This is a genomic window from Rapidithrix thailandica (genome assembly GCF_039710355.1).
In the GTDB taxonomy this organism is placed as follows: domain Bacteria; phylum Bacteroidota; class Bacteroidia; order Cytophagales; family Flammeovirgaceae; genus Rapidithrix; species Rapidithrix thailandica.
The window spans coordinates 121,992-136,837 of sequence record NZ_JBDKWZ010000010.1 but is presented as its reverse complement, the minus strand read 5'-3'; the positions used below and the strand labels follow the sequence as shown (position 1 = coordinate 136,837).

Annotated in this window: 14 protein-coding genes; 9 read left to right on the top strand and 5 right to left on the bottom strand. The window is 42.7% G+C overall.

All coding sequences use genetic code 11. The annotated features are described in order from the left end of the window. Position 1: 1 nt before the first annotated feature. The 3 genes from AAG747_RS17730 to proS form a co-directional block, all read right to left on the bottom strand. The gene (locus AAG747_RS17730; RefSeq protein WP_346822547.1) at positions 2-835 is read right to left on the bottom strand and encodes a hypothetical protein; all 834 of its coding nucleotides are present in this window, start codon (positions 833-835) and stop codon (positions 2-4) included. 237 nt (positions 836-1,072) lie between these two features. Beyond that, positions 1,073-1,705 carry a NeuD/PglB/VioB family sugar acetyltransferase gene (locus AAG747_RS17725; protein WP_346822546.1) on the bottom strand — a complete coding sequence of 211 codons (633 nt, stop codon included), beginning with the start codon at positions 1,703-1,705 and terminating at the stop codon, positions 1,073-1,075. An 8-nt stretch (positions 1,706-1,713) separates the two neighbouring features. After that, a complete protein-coding gene (gene proS, locus AAG747_RS17720; RefSeq protein WP_346822545.1) occupies positions 1,714-3,186 on the bottom strand; it encodes a proline--tRNA ligase in 1,473 nt (490 codons plus the stop codon). Between the two features lie 197 nt (positions 3,187-3,383). Here proS and AAG747_RS17715 point away from each other — a divergent pair, with 197 nt between their 5' ends. From AAG747_RS17715 to AAG747_RS17680, 8 genes are all read left to right on the top strand, one after another. After that, positions 3,384-4,391: a hypothetical protein gene (locus AAG747_RS17715; RefSeq protein WP_346822544.1), complete on the top strand. Its 1,008-nt coding sequence runs from the start codon at positions 3,384-3,386 to the stop codon at positions 4,389-4,391. 99 nt (positions 4,392-4,490) lie between these two features. Next, entirely contained in the window at positions 4,491-6,074 is a 1,584-nt protein-coding gene (locus tag AAG747_RS17710; RefSeq protein ID WP_346822543.1) for an OmpP1/FadL family transporter, read from the top strand. 20 nt (positions 6,075-6,094) lie between these two features. Further along, positions 6,095-7,324, top strand: a complete 1,230-nt coding sequence (locus tag AAG747_RS17705; RefSeq protein ID WP_346822542.1) for an HD domain-containing protein — start codon at positions 6,095-6,097, stop codon at positions 7,322-7,324. Between the two features lie 57 nt (positions 7,325-7,381). Continuing rightward, on the top strand, positions 7,382-8,416 hold the full coding sequence (lpxD, locus tag AAG747_RS17700) for a UDP-3-O-(3-hydroxymyristoyl)glucosamine N-acyltransferase (RefSeq protein WP_346822541.1): 1,035 nt from the start codon (positions 7,382-7,384) through the stop codon (positions 8,414-8,416). A gap of 70 nt (positions 8,417-8,486) precedes the next feature. After that, positions 8,487-9,881: a bifunctional UDP-3-O-[3-hydroxymyristoyl] N-acetylglucosamine deacetylase/3-hydroxyacyl-ACP dehydratase gene (locus AAG747_RS17695; protein WP_346822540.1), complete on the top strand. Its 1,395-nt coding sequence runs from the start codon at positions 8,487-8,489 to the stop codon at positions 9,879-9,881. Positions 9,882-9,984: 103 nt separating this feature from the next. Next, the gene (gene lpxA, locus AAG747_RS17690; protein ID WP_346822539.1) at positions 9,985-10,767 is read left to right on the top strand and encodes an acyl-ACP--UDP-N-acetylglucosamine O-acyltransferase; all 783 of its coding nucleotides are present in this window, start codon (positions 9,985-9,987) and stop codon (positions 10,765-10,767) included. Positions 10,768-10,779: 12 nt separating this feature from the next. Further along, complete coding sequence (locus AAG747_RS17685; protein ID WP_346822538.1) at positions 10,780-11,388, top strand: ABC transporter ATP-binding protein; 609 nt, start codon at positions 10,780-10,782, stop codon at positions 11,386-11,388. 99 nt (positions 11,389-11,487) lie between these two features. After that, positions 11,488-11,964, top strand: coding sequence for a DUF5004 domain-containing protein (locus AAG747_RS17680; protein WP_346822537.1), 477 nt, complete (start codon positions 11,488-11,490; stop codon positions 11,962-11,964). 94 nt (positions 11,965-12,058) lie between these two features. On the opposite strand, the gene AAG747_RS17675 is transcribed toward AAG747_RS17680, so the two are convergent. Further along, positions 12,059-12,991, bottom strand: a complete 933-nt coding sequence (locus AAG747_RS17675) for an aspartate carbamoyltransferase catalytic subunit (protein WP_346822536.1) — start codon at positions 12,989-12,991, stop codon at positions 12,059-12,061. Between the two features lie 48 nt (positions 12,992-13,039). Continuing rightward, positions 13,040-13,585 carry a bifunctional pyr operon transcriptional regulator/uracil phosphoribosyltransferase PyrR gene (gene pyrR / locus AAG747_RS17670; protein ID WP_346822535.1) on the bottom strand — a complete coding sequence of 182 codons (546 nt, stop codon included), beginning with the start codon at positions 13,583-13,585 and terminating at the stop codon, positions 13,040-13,042. Between the two features lie 203 nt (positions 13,586-13,788). Between pyrR and ribD the strand changes: the two genes are divergently transcribed. Then, positions 13,789-14,817: a bifunctional diaminohydroxyphosphoribosylaminopyrimidine deaminase/5-amino-6-(5-phosphoribosylamino)uracil reductase RibD gene (gene ribD, locus AAG747_RS17665; RefSeq protein ID WP_346822534.1), complete on the top strand. Its 1,029-nt coding sequence runs from the start codon at positions 13,789-13,791 to the stop codon at positions 14,815-14,817. Positions 14,818-14,846 lie beyond the last annotated feature (29 nt).

Genomic DNA, 14,846 nt, shown 5'->3' with positions numbered 1-14,846 from the left:
CTTATTGATAGCTTTCGCCAAGTACAAATTTAAAGGATATGCTAAGTAACATAAGCAAAATAACGGATGCGGTCACTAAAATCACTACGGTCCACTGTAAGCGGTGTAAAACCAAGGATATTTTTGCTTCGAGTTGCAGTTTCATTCGGCCTACTTGTGCCATACAATTTTCCGAAGAGGTTTTCATCAAAAAAATCAACCCCACCTGCTCCCTTTTATAGCCCAACATATTATCCAAATCAATCAACGTTTTAAACGCCACCTCATACTCATTCATTAATTGGCGCAAGAGCAGGCTTTCTTTCTCTTTTAAGAAACCACGCACCAAAGCTTCCTTCAGCAGATTGATTTTCAAAGGCAACTGCTCAATCACAGATACATCTCCCTTCAGCAAATAGGCCTGTTCCAACGCGGCAAGGTCTGCCAAAAGGGTGGGAAAAGCATTTTGGTAGGTCATAAGTTGCCTTCGCTTATGGATCACCGCATTTTCCAATCCGGATTTTTCATCGTTTCTTTTATGAAAATAATCAAGCAGTTTTTCGTAGGTAGAATCACAAATATTTACACGGTCTTGCAAGCCGGTAACTAAAGAATCCACTGTATGTTTCCGAAGGTATTTGTTGTTTTTGAGTTGTGTAATGGTCTCTGCTGTTTTTTGTAAACACACTTCCCAGTCGTGGCGATGCTCTTTTAAAAAATCCGGTTTTGCTGTAGAGCTGAGTTGCCGGTATATAAATGCTTGACTTAACATGACCAGTTCGGAAGTATATTTATCTAAACGATCTATTTGAGTAGAAACGTTGCGGGCGGCTTCCAATTCTCGGTAGGATGTCAAAGAGATGACAGAGAGAACAAACACTCCGAAGGCATATACAAGAAAGCCAAGAAGAATCTTTTTAGTAGCGGATCGAAACCTGAGGGGCATATACTAATTGCAAAAATATAGGAAATACGAACAAAGGTGAAAGGGAGAGAATATTACTTCGCCCGATAATAAGAAACAGCATCTACTATGTATCGTATATATAAGGTGTTGAAAAGACAAAAGGGTGGTAGCCCACCAAAAATGCTGTTAAACACTTTTGGCAGGTACTCCAAACACTACTTGATTATCGTCTACATTTTGCATCACTAAAGAACCCGGAGCTACTTGTACGTTCTTTCCTATCTTCACTCCCGGAGCAAGGATGGCTCCCGAGCCGATCAGACTGCCTTCTCCCACCGTACAATTGGCATTAATAATTGCCCCTGTGCCCACGGAAACATAATCTTCCAATACCACATCTGTTTCGACTACCGCCTTGGATTGGATCATGCAGGCATTTTTTACTTCCGCCCCGGCATTCACTACCGCACCCACATTGATCAAGTTACCATGCCCCACATGTGCGGAACTGGCCACATAGGCCAAGGGATGTATGGCATTGACCGGTTGAACTTTCCGGCGAGCCCGGACAAATTCCACCAACTCTTTGCGCTCTTCATTCTCATTGATGCCTACAAATACTTCACAACGCTTACCGATAAATTTCAAAAAGCCATCGTCACGGGTATGCCCCATCACACTGACATCACTGATCTCGGTATTGTGCAACTCTTTGTCGTCATCCAAGAAACAATACACCTCAATTTCTAAGCTTTTAAAAATTTCCAATGCTTGTTTTCCAGCACTGGTTGCACCCAAGATGATAACCGGATTTTCCATAATTCGAATTAATATGCTTTTGCAAATAACACTCTACAAGAGGAAGGGTTACCTGTGTAAATACACTTGCCTTCTTCTTTTTCCGCATTTAAGGGAATACAGCGAATGGTTGCTTTGGTTTCGTTTTTAATTTTATCCTCGGTTTCGCTCGTTCCATCCCAGTGCGCCAATACAAATCCTCCTTCCTCAATCAGCTTCTTAAACTCCTCATAACTCTCGGCTTTCCGGGTATTTTCTTCTCTGAATTGCAAGGCCTTTTTGTAAATCGACTGTTGGATATCTTCCAAAAGCGCTTTGATATGCTCCACGACTTTGTCGACATCCACCACCTGCTTTTCGCTGGTATCCCTACGGGCCACTTCCACCGTTTTATTCTGCAAATCACGCGGGCCGAAAGCCAAACGAACAGGCACCCCTTTCAACTCCCATTCGGCAAATTTAAACCCTGGGCGAAGTGTGTCCCGGTCATCCAGTTTTACAGAAATACCGGCTTTTTTCAGCTCATCAATATAAGGCTGTACGTGGTCTACGATTTCCTTTAATTGTTCTTCTCCTTTAAAGATCGGAACAATAACTACCTGAATAGGCGCCAACATAGGAGGCAGTACCAAACCTTGGTCGTCAGAGTGAGCCATAATCAAAGCCCCCATCAAACGGGTACTTACGCCCCAAGAGGTTCCCCACACATATTCCAACTCACCGTTTTGAGCCGCAAATTTCACATCAAAAGCTTTGGCAAAATTCTGCCCCAGGAAGTGAGACGTTCCCGCTTGTAAAGCTTTACCGTCTTGCATCAGGGCTTCGATGCAATAAGTATCTACGGCTCCGGCAAAGCGCTCGCTTTCCGTTTTCACCCCTTTGACCACGGGCATCGCCATATAGTTTTCGGCAAAGTTGGCATATACCTCCAACATTTGTTTGGTTTCGGCAATGGCCTCCCCTTGAGTGGTATGAGCCGTATGCCCTTCTTGCCATAAAAACTCAGCCGTACGCAAAAACACACGTGTACGCATTTCCCACCGCACCACGTTGGCCCATTGGTTCACTAACAAAGGCAAATCGCGATAGGATTGAATCCAATTTTTATATGTACTCCAAATAACGGTTTCGGAGGTAGGCCGGACAATCAATTCCTCTTCCAGCTTCGCCTCCGGGTCCACCACTACGCCTTTGTTGTCTTCGGAATTTTTCAGGCGGTAATGTGTAACCACCGCACATTCCTTTGCAAAGCCTTCCACATGATCAGCTTCTTTGCTTAAGTACGATTTGGGAATAAACAAAGGAAAATAGGCATTCGAATGCCCGGTTTCTTTAAACATGCCGTCCAACACCGCTTGCATTTTTTCCCAAATGGCAAAGCCATAAGGTTTAATGACCATACAACCCCGGACCGCTGAATTTTCAGCCAGGTCCGCCCTCTTCACTAACTCATTATACCATAAGGAGTAGTCTTGGCTTCTTTTTGGTATTGCTTTGCTCATGAAACTGAATTCTTTAAAAAAGGTACTATTATTTTTTTCTTGGGTAAAAAGTGGCTACATTTGGTTCCAAACCACTTTGTATTTCCGTTCGAACTATTATTTGACTTTACGTGTCTATAATGGTAGAGGAAATGCAAATATAGGAGTATTTCCTTCTTTTTAATATTTTTACATAAATTAACCCAAGGGAGATCAAGATGAAGACCTTTTCAAAAATAAGTATTTTCCTTCTTGCAAGTATCAGCAGCTTCAGTGCCATGGCCCAAGCTGAATACGATGACTTGTACTTTTCCAGAAAAGACCGAAAAGCACCTAAAATTGCTCAAATTGATAAAGTCACTCCCAGTGAAACTCCAACCTTCGCTTACTCTACTCCGCAAGTGGAAGAGGTAGAACAATCAAATGTGACTCAACCTAAATTTACTAACCCGGACTATACCACTGGGGGAGAACAAGTACCTGCACCTTCCTACACACCTCAATATGTACAAGAAAACAAAGTAGGCCAAGTAGCAGATGGCAGTTATGTACCCAGATATAATACACAACAAAACCGCAGTTTGGATGCAAATGCTTTAGCACATGCTTACCAACGGGGTATGTGGGATCAGGCAATGTACCACAGTCCGTATTCTTCTTGGGCACGCCCTTCCATGAGCTTTGGCTACAGTAGCTTTTATGGCCCAAGTACAATGATGAATTGGGGATTTGGCAACCCGTATTGGTCTTTAGGTATCGGGCTTGGATATGGGGCATGGAATTCATGGCATCGACCTTATTACAACATGTACGATCCGTTTTATGATCCTTATTCCTATTATCCGGGACATTACTATGGAAGAAGAAATACCTATATCATAGTAAATAACAGAGAACGTCAAAATATCCGTAAATATTCAAGACCAACCCGGGTGAAAAACCTTAACGCTACATCAGGCAGCCAACGATTATCAGCGAATGAAAAGGTTCGAAGATATTCTTCAAGGATGAATAGTAAGTCGTATGATACCCAATCTACGTACCGTAGCAATACCAGAAGCAATACATATAATTACCGTAACAATTCTAGAACTAATAATAGTTATTCTACAAGACCTCAACCTTCTTACAACCCTCCGAGCAGAGTAAGCACACCTAGTAGGAATTATTCAACTCCGTCAAGAAGTACTTATTCGGGCTCCAGAAGAAGCGGACGGGGTAACTAATTGATTATTAGACTAGTACTAATAAACACAATATAGGCCTTATACAAAACGAATTGATTCTCCGTCAATTCGTTTTTTTCATTACAAACAGACAACCCTATGAAAACGCTTAAGATTGTAATACTATTAACCCTCTCCTTCGTTAGTTTTACCTTTACTACACAAGCACAGTTTTTTGAAGACGCTTTACGGTTTTCAAGAACCCGGTTTGGGGGTTCCGTCCGTTACCAAAGTATAGCCGGAGCCGGAGTAGCCTTGGGAGGCGATATCAGCAATGCTCTTTCCAACCCTGCGGGCTTGGGTTTTTCACGAAGGTCCGAATGGTCCATCAGCCCGGCATTAGCGTTTAACAATACTACCTCTGATTTTTTTGGAGAATCCACAGATGACAGCAAACTCAATATGAATATCAGTCACCTTGGAGCCGTCTTTTCCAAAGCACGCAACAGTTTGACCGCATTCAAAGGGGGGGCTTTTGCCATCACCCTTACCCGGGTGAACGACTTTCAAAACAAGTTTGCCTACGAGGGAACAAACCCTAATAATTCCATTGCAGATTTTTTTCAAGAAGAAGTCCACAGACGAGGGGTACCTTATGGTTTTTACCTGGAAGAGGAAGATTTTGGAATTTCAGAACCTCATAGTTTATTTTATTTCACCTACTTGTTGAACCCTGTTGACAATTCGGACCCCAACCAAACCGAATACTATACTTTCAAAAACCTGGCCCCTAACCGCCAACGAGAGGAAGTAACCACCAAGGGAGCCCAATATGTCATCAACTTCTCGTACGGAGCCAATTTTGACGACCGCTTTTATATCGGTGGAACGGTAGGAGTCAATACCTTGCGTTATGAACGGACCCGGATTTTAAGCGAAACCCCGGAAAATAGTGTGGCCAATGATTACCCCGTCAACAACTTGGTTTATCAAGTAAATCAAGGCATGGGAGGGGTCGGAATCAATGCCAAAATCGGTATGATTTACCGCCCGACAGACTTGGTAAGATTCGGGTTTACGGCCACAACCCCGACCGTCTATAGAATTACGGATGATTACAATGCCAGTCTGTTTGTTCAATACAATAACTTCGTCTTCAATGACAGTATTTATCAAGCAGAGGAATACGGAAGAGTGGGTGTTGGAGACAATAGAAATATCACCCTTACAAATCAAAATGCTTCTGTTGCCTTGGAATCATTCGACTATTCTTTGGTTACCCCTTACCGCCTGGAAGGTGGAGTTGCCTTTTTTATCGGAAAAAGCGGTTTTATCAGTGGAGATGTAGAATATGTAAATTACAGTTCTATCAACTTGGTGGCCAATTCTGAAAATGATTTTGCCACCAGTCAGGGTGTCATTGACAACGAGTACCAATCTGCACTCAACTTCAGGGTGGGAGGAGAGTACAGGTGGAAACTACTCCGCTTCCGGGCCGGATTTGCGCAATATGGAAGCCCTTTTAAAAGCTTTGTAAACAGGGATGAAACCCGTCAATTTTTCACCGGAGGCGTTGGTCTCCGTAAAAAAGACTTTTACCTTGACTTGGGAGTTGTTGCTCAAAAGGACAAATTCAGTTTTGCTCCTTACGATATCACCAATCCTGATAAATTCCCCAATCCGGGTGCCGACATTTCTCATTCAAAGGTACAAGCCATTATCAGTTTCGGCATGTTTTATTAACCCGCTACGGACTACCCCCTATGCATAGAAAAAAAATCATCAATGACCCTATTTACGGATTCATCTCCATCAAAACGGACCTGATTTCTCAAATTGTCCAACATCCGTATTTCCAACGACTCAGAAGGATCAAGCAATTAGGTCTTACGGACTTTGTCTACCCGGGAGCTTTACATACGCGGTTTCACCATGCATTAGGGGCCATGCATTTGATGAGTATCGCCTTAGACGCCCTTAAAAACAAAGGCCATAAAATTAGTAAGAAAGAACATGAGGCAGCGATGGCTGCCATTTTATTGCATGATATCGGCCATGGCCCGTTTTCTCATGCCTTAGAGAACACGATATTAACAGGCGCCCATCATGAGCACTTATCTTTGCTCTTTATGGAAAAGCTCAACCGGGAATTTGACGGCCAGTTGGAGTTAGCCATCCAAATGTTTTGTAACCGATACGAACGGGCATTTTTTCACCAACTCATTTCCAGCCAATTGGACATGGATCGTTTGGACTACCTGCAACGCGATTGCTTTTTCACCGGTGTAGTGGAAGGAAAGGTAGCCGCTGACCGGCTGATCCGCATGTTAAATATCCATGAAGATCAAATAGTAGTGGAGGAAAAAGGGATATACAGCATTGAAAACTTTCTGACGGCTCGCAGGTTGATGTACTGGCAGGTGTACTTACATAAAACTACCGTCAGTACCGAACAAATGCTGATTAAGATCATCCAACGAGCCCGAAAACTGCTCCAATCCGGGCAAGAAGTATTTGCCTCTCCTTCATTAAAAACCTTTTTGGAAAAAGATATCCGCATTGAAGATTTTCACCAAAACCCCATGTATATTGATGCCTTTTCCCGATTAGATGACTTTGATATCTGGGCAGGTATTAAACTATGGGCCAGCCACCCGGACTCTTTGTTGCGTTTATTAAGCAATATGCTCTTAGACCGGAAGCTCTTTCGGGTACTTCTCAGCAACACGCCACACCCAACAGAGGCGATTTCCTCAACCATTAGAAAGATTCAAACGTATTTTCAAATTGATAAAGAGGCAGCACATTTTCTTTGTGGCCATGGGAAGATCACCAATGCCGCATATGTGGCCAATAATCAAAATATCATGATACAAACAAAAAAAGGAGAGCTCCTGGATGCCTCTCAGGCCTCAGATTTGCCCAATATTGAGGCCTTGAGTAAAATTGTTAAAAAATATTATCTATGCTTTCCTAAAGTTGTATCTTTGTAAAATTTTTAATGGATCTGAGTTTTAGTCAATCAGCTTGGCTTAACTAAAGAGGGCTCTATGAAATTAAGTATAAAAGAAATTGCACAACTTCTTGACGGAGAAGTACAAGGGAATGAAAACCTTATTATTGACCAAGTAGCAAAGATACAAGAAGGGAAAGAAGGTTCTATTTCCTTCCTGTCCAACTTAAAATACGAAAGCCACCTGTACACCACCAATGCCTCAGCAGTCATTGTTGACAAAACGTTTGTTCCTAAACAACAAATAAGCGCCACCCTGATCCGGGTGGAGGACGCCTATTCTGCGTTTAGTACAATTCTCGAGGAAGTACAACGGATGAGTAGTTTGGGAAAAACGGGAATTGAACAACCCTCCTTTCTCCATGAGTCAGTACAACACGGGGAGCAACTGTACCTCGGGGCATTTGCCTATGTAGGCGCCAATGTACAACTTGGCAAGAATGTCAAAATCTACCCACAGGTCTATTTGGGAGACAATGTACAAGTTGGTGACAACACCATACTCATGTCTGGCGTCAAAGTTTACAGTGGCACCGTAATTGGTTCACATTGTACCATCCATGCCGGCACGGTCATCGGTAGCGATGGCTTTGGCTTTGCCCCCCAAGCGGACGGCTCTTACAAGAAGATCCCCCAGATTGGAAACGTGATCATTGAAGACCATGTAGAGATAGGGGCCAATTCGGTCATCGATTGTGCTACTACTGGTTCTACAGTCATCGAAAGAGGAGTAAAACTGGATAATTTAATCCAAATCGCGCACAATGTCCGTATTGGTGAAAATACCGTCATGGCCGGACAATCCGGGATTTCCGGTTCTTCTTCAGTGGGCAAAAATTGCGTATTGGCCGGGCAGGTTGGTATTGCAGGACATGTGGAAATTGCTGACCGTACAGTAATCAGTGCGCAGTCCGGAGTGGGCAAGTCTTTGAAAAAGCCTGGGCAAATTTATGGAGGCTCACCTGTACAAAACATGTCAGACTATAGAAAATCAGTCGTCTTGAACCGGAAACTACCTGAATTATTAGAAAGGATTGAACTTCTTGAGCAAAAATACCAAGATTTAACTTGAAATTTTGAATTTTTGCAGTTTCGATCCAGGGGGATTTTGAATTCATTTGTCTAAACAATTAGCATACAAAATGTATACAAAGCAACATACCATCAAAAAACCGGTCACTGTGTCGGGGGTTGGAATTCACACAGGTATTGAATCTAATATGACCTTTGTTCCAGCAAAACCCAACCACGGGATTAAGTTTCAACGTGTGGACCTGGAAGGCCAGCCCATCGTTGATGCGGATGTGGATAATGTGGTCGACTTGTCCAGAGGTACAACCATTGAACAAAACGGAGCGAGAATTAATACTGTAGAGCATACTCTGGCGGCTTTGGTAGGTATGCAAATTGACAATGTATTGATCCAATTGGATGGACCTGAACCACCCATTATGGACGGAAGCTCTATCAAATTTGTAGAAGCATTGCGGGAAGCCGGTTTGGAAGAGCAAAACGTAATGCGTAACTTTTTTGAGATTCCGGAAAGTTGTTTTTACAAAGAAGAAGATAAAAATATTGAATTGGCCGCATTGCCTGCCAATGATTACCGGGTGACCGTCATGGTCGATTATAACTCTCCGGTGCTAGGTAGTCAACACGCCTCGTTGAATCAAATTGATCAATTCGAAAAGGAAATCGCTTCTTCCAGAACCTTTTGCTTCTTGCACGAGCTGGAAATGTTGCGTAAAAACAACCTGATCAAAGGCGGTAATTTCCACAACGCCATTGTAGTAGTGGACAAAGTGGTGGAAGAAGAAGAGTTGCAAGAGCTGGCTCAGCTTTTTGAATTACCCAGTGTAAAAGTAAAAGAGGAGGGTATACTGAACAATGTGGAATTGCGCTACTCCAATGAGCCGGCCCGTCATAAATTGTTGGATTTGATTGGAGACTTGGCTCTGGTGGGTCGCCCGTTAAAGGGGCAAATCCTGGCAGCACGCCCAGGACACGCAGCCAATGTTGCTTTTGCCAAACGACTCAAGCGCTTGATGCAAAAGTCACAAAATACACCCACTCCGGAATACGACCCTAAAGCTCCGGCAGTTTTGGATATCAATCAGATTTCTCAAGTCTTACCGCATGGATATCCTTTCCGCCTGGTAGATAAAATCATTCAATTGGATAGCAATTGTGTCACCGGGGTAAAAAATGTAACCATCAACGAACCCTTCTTTGAAGGACACTTTCCCGGCAACCCGGTAATGCCAGGTGTCTTGCAAATTGAAGCCATGGCACAAACCGGGGGGATTCTCTTATTAAACACCGTAGACAACCCTGAAGACTATTGGACGTATTTTGTAGGGATAGACAATTGCCGTTTTAAAAGAATGGTCATTCCGGGGGATACATTGGTTATCAAATGCGAATTACTGGCTCCTATCCGGAGAGGTATTGCCAAAATGAAATCCCAAGCTTATGTGGCTGACAAGCTGGTATCAGAAGCGACCATGTCAGCGAGTTTGGTCAAAAAAGATATATAAAATTCTTAATTAACTTACTGCGAAGAAGCTTGTACTCATTTTACACAAAATAATAATGGGGCCACTTTCGCAAGGGCTTTCAAAAGTAAATTATTGATCTACGATGCATGACCATCGCTTAACAAATATACATCCTGACGCAAAAATTGCCGAGAATGTAACTATTGAACCATTTACTACGATCGAGAAAAATGTAGAAATTGGTGAGGGGACATGGATTGGTCCGAATGTGACGATCATGGAAGGATGCCGGATTGGAAAAAATTGTAAAATCTATCCGGGTGCAGTTTTGTCAGGAGTACCTCAAGATTTAAAATTTGAAGGGGAGGAAACGTTGACAATCATTGGTGACAACACCGTAATCCGTGAGTGTGTCACCATTAGCCGGGGGACCAAAGATAAATTCAAAACAGAGGTAGGAAAAAATTGCTTACTGATGGCCTATGTACATATCGCTCACGATTGTATTATAGGAGATAACTGCATTTTTTCAAACTCTGTACAAATCGCCGGCCATGCCGAAATCGGCAACTTTGTGACAATTGGCGGAACTTCCGCAGTACATCAATTTGCCAAAATCGGTAGCCATTCTTTTATTTCGGGTGGTTGCTTGGTACGAAAAGATGTGCCTCCTTATGTCAAAGCCGCCCGGGAACCTTTAAGCTACTGTGGCGTCAATTCCGTAGGTTTAAAAAGACGCGGATATGACAACCAACAAGTGGACGATATCCAGGAAGTATACCGTATTGTCTTTTTAAGGGGGTATAATAATGCCAAAGCCATTAAAGAGATCGAAGAAAACATTCGCCCAAGCGAACAGAAAAGTGAAATCCTGGACTTTCTCAAAAAATCCACCCGTGGATTGATGAAAGGTTACGGACAGTAATCGTACGCTTGTATGAAAATTCAATTAGAGGGCATCGGCAAACGCTTTGGGAAAGAGTGGATCTTCCGCAAATTTGATTATACTTTTTGCTCCGGAAGAAGTTACGCCATTACCGGAAGTAATGGCTCCGGAAAGACCACTTTGCTCAGATCGATTGCCGGTATCCTTAACTTGAATGAAGGCAAGATTCAATATTCCTTCCAACAAAAAGCCCTCTCTCAAGAACTTCTTTTCAAACACCTGGTATTGGTAGGGCCCTATACAGATTTAATTCAAGAATTTACCCTCCGTGAAATCGTTGAATTTCACAATACCTTCAAGCCACTCACGCTCCCCCCCAAAGAGTTTTTCAAAGTATTGGAATTGGAAAAACATATCAACAAGCCTATCCGGAACTTTTCTTCGGGCATGAAACAAAAACTCAAGTTGGGGCTTGCTATATTTACGAATAATCGCGTAATCCTGCTGGATGAACCCACTACCAACCTGGATAAACACAATACAGATTGGTATTTACGGATGATTTCCGAGCATATCCGCGATCAGCTTATTGTGGTCAGTTCAAATCAACCTGTTGAATATGGATTCTGCCAAGAAGTGATTAATTTAAATATATGTTAAGAGTCCTTTGCCAATAAAAAAAAACAGGCATCTTTGTTAGATTATGCTACTTTTACTTATTATTGAATAATCTATTCAAAATAAAAAAGCCATATCATTATGCAATGTATACAAAAAATTGTCTTACTTTTTTTGCTATCAGGACTACTGTTTACTACTGCTTGTAAGGACGATGACGATCCGGCCCCAAAAACGGACTCTGAAAAAATAGCCTCTGTTACCTGGAAAGTCACTACCACCTTCCTGAATAATACCGCCCTCTCTACAGACGATCAAGCGACCTATGCTAACTTCCGCATCACATTTAAGGTAGACGGCTCGGGCAACCCTACCACCTATACCGTGACTCCCGGAGAGGCAAAGAGATTGCCTAACTACAACTCAGCCAATACCGGAAACTGGACCTTCAGTGGCAATACCATCACCTTAAAAGATGCTCAAAAAAGTAGTCAACTAACCGTATCGGGTATTTCCGAAACCGGCTTGACCTTGCAATGGGAACTTACCAAAGTGGATAACCAAGTTCCTCCGGAAGACGAAGGAACCTGGAAAATGGATTTGGTCCCGGCTCAATAAAAAGAAAGGAGTATTCAGAAAAAAATGCTGTCAAGGTAAAGTTGACAGCATTTTTTATAAGTATAAATAATGTTTTGCTTTCACGCCTATTTCGTTACTCTTGCCGTTGAGCCAAGAGAAATAAAATTGCCATCCGGGTAGCGACACCGTTTTCCACTTGATCTAAAATGATGGAATGTTCCGAATCGGCCACATCAGAGGTAAGCTCCACCCCACGGTTAATAGGCCCCGGGTGCATGATCAGGATTTCTTTATTCAATTCTTCCAACAAGGCTTTGTTGATACCATAATACGTGGAATATTCTCTGAGTGAGGGAAAGTTTTTCGTTTTTTGTCTTTCCATTTGAATACGCAAAACGTTCGCGACATCGCACCACTGTAAGGCTTTTCGGATATCTAACTCTACTTTTACCCCCAAAGCTTCCATGTATTTAGGAATCAAGGTGATCGGCCCGCAAACCATCACTTCGGCCCCTAACTTCTGCAATGCAAAAATATTGGACAGGGCTACCCTCGAATGTGAAATATCCCCAACAATCACCACTTTTTTCCCTTCCAGGTTTCCGTCAAAATGCTGATACATCGAAAATGTATCCAACAATGCCTGAGTCGGATGCTCATGGGTACCGTCCCCGGCATTGATAATATTGGCTTGGATGTGTTTGGATAAAAAATGTGGCGCACCGGGACAAGAATGCCGCATCACAATCATATCCACTTTCATGGATAAAATATTCCGAACGGTGTCCAACAGGGTTTCTCCTTTTTTTACGGAACTGGAAGCAGCCGAAAAATTGATCACATCGGCCGAAAGGCGTTTCTCGGCTAACTCAAAAGAAAGACGGGTTCGTGTAGAGTTTTCAAAAAAAACATTGGCCACCGTGATATCTCGCAAGGAAGGGACCTTTTTGATAGGCCGGTTAATTACCTCTTTAAACTGAGCGCCTGTTTCAAATATATGTAATATATCACTTTGGGTAAGTTCCTTTATGCCCAACAAATGCCTGACACTTAGTTTACTATCCATTAATTATTGTAGGATTAATCGTGATAAAATGTATGTTTCAAATTATTATTACAGCTGTGAACTGACCAGCCAAACATTGTCTTCGGCATGTTCTTGCTCGCGCCATTCTACCTGCACACGTTGCGATTGAATGGTGTTGACCGATTTTCCGACATAATGAGGTTCTATTGGTAAATCCCGGCTGTACTTCCGGTCAATCAATACCAATAGTTCTATACATGAAGGCCTGCCAAAAGCCAACATGGCATCAATTGCCGCGCGCACTGATCTTCCGGTGAACAATACGTCATCAATCAATACAACTTTTTTATTTTCGATGATAAAAGGAACGTGAGTGGCATTTGGCTTTAAAGGTTCGCTCCTTCGTCTGAAATCATCCCGGAAAAAAGTGGTATCCAAATGCCCTAAGGGCAACTCGGTCCCGGTGATTTCTTTCAAACGTTGCTTGATACGCTCAGCCAAATAAATTCCTTTAGGCTGCATGCCCAGAAGCACGGTCTCTTGGAAATCATCATGATTTTCAACCAGTTGTTGACACAAGCGGCTGATCATAATGTCCAGTAACTTACTGTTTAAAATTTTTAACTTTGCCATCAGGCACAAATATAAATAAAAGCAAACAGGAATCAGCCAATAGAAGGCAGTTATCAGGGATCCATCACAGCTGATGAGAATTCATACTTGAAAACAGGAGGGAGTTCTCAGATAGCCTTAATCCGCAGATTTTCAAGCCTTATCCAGGCTGATTCAAAGGAAAATATAGCATCGTGTCTTTATCCGGAAATAGTAAATATCCTATGGAATACGAAGAAATTTTTATGCAGCGGGCTTTGGAATTGGCCAGGTATGGACGAGGCAAAGTATCCCCCAACCCTATGGTAGGCTGTGTCATTGTCTACGAAGGTCAAATCATCGGTGAAGGCTATCATAAAAAATATGGAGAAGCCCATGCGGAAGTAAATGCCGTTCGATCAGTACGGGAACCCGAAAAACTGAAAGAAAGCACTCTGTATGTAACGTTAGAACCGTGCAGCCACTTCGGAAAAACCCCACCGTGTGCCGACCTGATCATTCAACATAAAATTCCCAAGGTCGTAGTGGCAACAACCGACCCCAACCCACAAGTAGCCGGAAGGGGCTTGAAAAAGTTAACAGAAGCAGGCGTTGAAGTGTATACAGGAGTTCATGAGAAAGAAGCACAAGAATTGAACAAACGCTTTTTTACTCAAATTCTCCAAAAGCGGCCCTATATTATTCTAAAATGGGCGGAAACGGCCGATGGATTCATTGCCCGTGACAACTACGATTCCAAATGGATCAGCGATTGGTATTCGCGAAAATTGGTACATCGCTGGCGCTCAGAGGAAGATGCGATTTTGGTAGGTGGCAATACAGCCAAATACGATGACCCTAAACTCAATGTGCGTTCCTGGACCGGACGAAACCCCATCCGGATTGTGATTGACCGGACTTTACAACTCAACAAGGAATTACATTTATTTGACGGAAGTCAACTGACCCTTTGTTTTAACGAACAAAAAACAGAAAAACAGGATCAGTTAGAATATATTCAACTTGCCGACTGCCATGATCCCCGCCAACTGATTCAAGGCTTGCGTGATTACCCCATCCAGTCATTGATTGTAGAAGGAGGAAGTGCCGTATTGCATAGTTTTCTTCAGGCCGGATTGTGGGATGAGTTGCGTGTATTTAAAAGCAAAACTACTTTTGGCAGTGGAATTCCGGCCCCCCACCCTATGGGCTGTTTGGTTCAACAGGAACAACTCCTGAACGACCATTTGTACATTTATAGAAAAGATACATAAAGATTTCGCGCTTCACTGTGGATTTAATT

Coding starts and splice junctions, on each gene's coding strand:
- lpxA (WP_346822539.1), top strand. CDS start 9,985: ATGCATGACCATCGCTTAACAAATATACATCCTGACGCAAAAATTGCC.
- AAG747_RS17725 (WP_346822546.1), bottom strand. CDS start 1,705: ATGGAAAATCCGGTTATCATCTTGGGTGCAACCAGTGCTGGAAAACAA.
- proS (WP_346822545.1), bottom strand. CDS start 3,186: ATGAGCAAAGCAATACCAAAAAGAAGCCAAGACTACTCCTTATGGTAT.
- ribD (WP_346822534.1), top strand. CDS start 13,789: ATGGAATACGAAGAAATTTTTATGCAGCGGGCTTTGGAATTGGCCAGG.
- pyrR (WP_346822535.1), bottom strand. CDS start 13,585: ATGGCAAAGTTAAAAATTTTAAACAGTAAGTTACTGGACATTATGATC.
- AAG747_RS17675 (WP_346822536.1), bottom strand. CDS start 12,991: ATGGATAGTAAACTAAGTGTCAGGCATTTGTTGGGCATAAAGGAACTT.
- AAG747_RS17705 (WP_346822542.1), top strand. CDS start 6,095: ATGCATAGAAAAAAAATCATCAATGACCCTATTTACGGATTCATCTCC.
- AAG747_RS17710 (WP_346822543.1), top strand. CDS start 4,491: ATGAAAACGCTTAAGATTGTAATACTATTAACCCTCTCCTTCGTTAGT.
- lpxD (WP_346822541.1), top strand. CDS start 7,382: ATGAAATTAAGTATAAAAGAAATTGCACAACTTCTTGACGGAGAAGTA.
- AAG747_RS17685 (WP_346822538.1), top strand. CDS start 10,780: ATGAAAATTCAATTAGAGGGCATCGGCAAACGCTTTGGGAAAGAGTGG.
- AAG747_RS17715 (WP_346822544.1), top strand. CDS start 3,384: ATGAAGACCTTTTCAAAAATAAGTATTTTCCTTCTTGCAAGTATCAGC.
- AAG747_RS17695 (WP_346822540.1), top strand. CDS start 8,487: ATGTATACAAAGCAACATACCATCAAAAAACCGGTCACTGTGTCGGGG.
- AAG747_RS17680 (WP_346822537.1), top strand. CDS start 11,488: ATGCAATGTATACAAAAAATTGTCTTACTTTTTTTGCTATCAGGACTA.